Raw genomic sequence first — 3,787 nt, forward strand, 5'->3', positions numbered from 1 at the left:
GGCTACGACACCGGCCCCGCCATCCGCCCGCCCGGCTCCTGGAAGTGGCTGGAGCCCGGGAGGCGGATGGCGGGGCCGGTGTCGTAGCCGAGGGCGAGCGAGGCGTCCTGGTTGAGGATGGCCAGCTCCAGCCGGCGCAGCTCGTCGCCGGGTTCGAGGCCGAGCGTGTCGAGCAGCATGCCGCGGTAGTCGCGGAAGGCGTCGAGCGCCTCCGCCTGGCGGCCCGACCGGTAGAGGGCGAGCATGAGCTGGCCGTACGGCCGCTCGCGCAGCGGGTGGTCCTGGACCGCCCGCCGCAGCTCCCCCACGAGCTGCTGGTGGCGGCCGAGCTCCAGGTCCAGGTCGGCCAGGCGCTCGCGGGCCAGCAGGCGCCGCTCCTCCAGGTCGTGCGCGATCGGCAGGAGCAGGTCGCTCTCGACGTCCGCCAGGGCGGGCCCCCGCCACAGGGCGAGCGCCTCCCGGAGCGTCGCGGCGGCCCGCTCGGCGTCCTCGCCGTGCGCCCGGGCCACCAGCGCGTCGAAGTCGGCCAGGTCGAGCCGGCCCGGCCCGACCTTCAGCAGATAGCCGGGCGGCCGGGTCAGCAGCACCCGGAAGGGCTGGACGGTGTCGTCCAGGACCCGCCGGAGCTGGAAGACCCGGATCTGGATCTGGTTGCGGGCGGTGCCGGGCGGCTCCTGCCCCCAGGCCGCCTCGATCAGCCGGTCGAGCGGCACGGTCCGGTTGGCCTCCAGCAGGAGCAGCGCCATGACGACGCGTTGCAGGCCTCCCCCGAGGTGCAGCTCGCCGGCGTCATGTTCGATGACCAGCGGGCCGAGAATCCTGAAGCGCATGTATTCCCTCCGCTGAGAATGCTCTCAGCCCGGGTTTGCACTTTTCTTGCCGAACGCCAGCATCCCGGCGTGGGCGCCGCTCAGGCGGCGGTGCCCTTCTCCGCCGTCGCCAGGAAATCCTGGGCGATCAGCGGCAGGCGGCGCCGGGCGTGCACCACGGCGATGACGCGGCGCACGGCGGGCTCCAGGGAGCGGACCACGAGGCCGGCTCTGCTGGCCTGCTCGGCCATCCCGCGATACCACAGCAGCGACGCCTGGCCCGCGCGTACGGCGTTGAGCCAGCCGTTGCGCTCGTCGGTCTCGAGCACGACGCGGGGGCTGACGGCGTACTTGCCGAACATCGCGTCGAGCTCGCGGCGGCGGACGCTGCCACGGGCGGGCAGGGCCAGGCGCATGCCGTCGAGCCTGCCCATGGGCACCGGGTTGGGCAGTTCGAGGCCGGGCGGGGAGATCAGCACGATCTCCTGGCGTTCGAGGGGGTGGGTGACGAGGTCGCCGGGCACGGGCAGGTCCGTCAGGCCGAGGTCGGCCCGCTGGTCCCTGATGGCGCTGACCACGGCGTCACGGCCGTCGCAGCGCACGATGTGCACACGGACGCCGGGGTGGTCGGCGGCGTAGGCGGGCAGCAGCCGCCCCGCGAGACCGGGCTCCAGGCTCGGGGTGGAGGCGATGCGCAGCTCCGCCTCCCCGCCGCCGCCATGGCTGGCGAGGCCCTCGATCTCGTGGACGGCGTCGAGCGCCTCCCGCGCCAGCTTCACCACTCGGCGGCCCTGCGCCGTGACCACCACGCCGCGCCCGGAGCGGGCGAAGAGCGTCATGCCGAGCTCTCGCTCAAGATCCCGGATCGCACGGGAAAGCGCAGGTTGTGCGATGTAAAGCGACTTGGCCGCATCGGTCATGGTGCGGTGCTCCGCAGTCGCGACCACATAGCGGAGCTGCTGGAGGTTCATGGCAAAGAAGCTAGGACAACGGCCGCCGCGGGGTGCGGGACATAGCGGAGATCACCTCGAATGATTTCGGACTGTAACCGAGCACCGCTACATCCGTGACGGGTGATAAATCAGTATGCTTCTGCCCCAAATTTGGCAAAGCCTCCGAGGGTGACCACTCAAGTCACTCATTCGGGACAAGCGACTCAAGGGGCATCACGGTGACAGGCAACGGGCAGTACCCTCCCCCGCCCCAGGGGCCAGGACAGCCCCAGCGGCCACCTTCGCGGCCGTGGCCACCGCCGGGGTACGGCCAGCCGCCCCCTCCCGAGCCCGCCGGCCGGCCCCATCCTCACCCGGGGCACGGGAACCCGTACCCGGGAGCCGCGCAGCCGCCCGCGAACCCCTATCCTGGGCAGCCGCCGGCCAACCCGTACCCCGGGCACGCGCAACCGCCGCATCCGGGGCAGCAGCCGCCTCCCGGGCAGCCGTCCGGCCGGCCGTACCCCGGACACCACGGCGACCCGTACGCGCCGCAGGGGCAGCCGTACCCGCAGCAGGGGCCGCCCCAGGGCCGGCCGTACCCGCCCCAGGGACCGCCGCAGGGGCAGCCGTACCCGCCGCCGCCCCAGCAGGGGGCGCCTTGGCAGCAGCCGCCACCGTCCCCGCACGGGCACGGGCCGTACGGGAACTGGCAGCCGCCGCGCCGGAAGCAGGGCATCGGGGTGGCCGGGGTGCTGGGGGCCGTGTTCGGCTCGGTGGCGGGGCTGTTCGTGCTGATCGTCATCGGCGCGGCGCTGTTCGGCGGCTCGTCCGGCTCCAGCTCGGAGTCGACGACGCCGATCGCGATCCCGACGTCGTCCCGGTACGACGAGCCGGGCGAGGGACGGACCGGGCGGCCGTCGGAGTCGGACGAGCCGACCCGGGAGCCCAGCCGGGAGCCGACGCGCGAGCCCACCCGCAGGCCCACGCCGACCCCGACGCGGGACGACGAGCCCGACACCACCGTCGAGCCGCCCCGCCAGGTGACGGTCAACCGGAGCCTGAAGAACAACACCATGTACCGGGCGGGCGCGCTGCCGAGGCTGACCTGCCGGGCTGGCAACGCGAGCATCCACAGCCACAGCCAGCTCAAGTCGCTGATCCTCAGGACCAGCAAGTGCATGGACCGGGCCTGGGGCCAGATCCTCACCAAGCAGGGCATCCCCTTCCGCCCGCCGAACTACGCGATCGCCTCCGGGCGGGGCAGGGGGGCCTGCGGCGACTACCCGCAGCCGGGGAGCATGGTGCCGTACTACTGCCCGCGCAACAGCACCATCTACGCCTCGACCTCGGCCATGGCCAGGGGGAACGGCAACGCCCGCGGCTACGGCCAGATCATCTCCTGGCACGGCGGGATCATCAGCATGATGGCCCACGAGTACGGGCATCACGTGCAGAACATCACGGGCCTGATGGACTCGTGGTGGGCGCAGACGCTGGCCTCGTCGAGCAACAGCGGCAAGCTCGCGCTGAGCCGGCGGCTGGAGCTCCAGGCAACCTGTTTCGGCGGGATGTGGATGCGTTCGGTGGCGGCGACCTATCCCGTCAGCACCGGCAACCGGAGCCGCCTGTTCGCGTTCTACGGGCAGGTGGGCGACTATCCGGGATATCCGCGTGACCACGGCTCGCGTGCCAACAATTATCGGTGGTTCCGGCAGGGCTGGGAGAAGAGCCAGGCGTACCAGTGCAACACCTGGGTGATGCCGTCCTCGGCGACCTCGTGAGGTCATCCGACGTTCATCTCAGCTTGGGCACATGTCTTTGATGTCCATATATGGCAGCTAGAATCCTGGCAATCTTGTGCCAATGGGGGGCAAACCCACGGGTTCTGCCTGGTAGGCGTGTGAAGGAGCCGGTGTGAGCAATCGCGATGGGTCAGGCGCCGCGCCCGGGGGTGGCAGGAAACGGCGTCCCCCTCGCCGCTCCCGTCCCACCGCCGGCAACTCGCCCGACACCCCCCAGGACCCGGCCCGCCCTCCCCACGAC

The 3,787-nt window shown here is 72.1% G+C and carries 3 protein-coding genes; 1 reads left to right on the forward strand and 2 read right to left on the reverse strand.

Annotation, left to right across the window (positions count from 1 at the left end; translation table 11 throughout):
* Positions 1 to 2: 2 nt before the first annotated feature.
* Entirely contained in the window at positions 3 to 830 is an 828-nt protein-coding gene (locus ADY59_RS46750; protein ID WP_049577665.1) for an AfsR/SARP family transcriptional regulator, read from the reverse strand.
* Between the two features lie 80 nt (positions 831 to 910).
* Entirely contained in the window at positions 911 to 1,780 is an 870-nt protein-coding gene (locus ADY59_RS46755) for a LysR family transcriptional regulator (RefSeq protein ID WP_049577667.1), read from the reverse strand.
* Positions 1,781 to 2,484: 704 nt separating this feature from the next.
* Here ADY59_RS46755 and ADY59_RS46760 point away from each other — a divergent pair.
* Positions 2,485 to 3,525, forward strand: coding sequence for a neutral zinc metallopeptidase (locus ADY59_RS46760; protein ID WP_231619237.1), 1,041 nt, complete (start codon positions 2,485 to 2,487; stop codon positions 3,523 to 3,525).
* Positions 3,526 to 3,787: the final 262 nt, after the last annotated feature.

Origin of the sequence: Nonomuraea sp. SBT364, from assembly GCF_001083785.1 — a bacterium.
In the GTDB taxonomy this organism is placed as follows: domain Bacteria; phylum Actinomycetota; class Actinomycetes; order Streptosporangiales; family Streptosporangiaceae; genus Nonomuraea.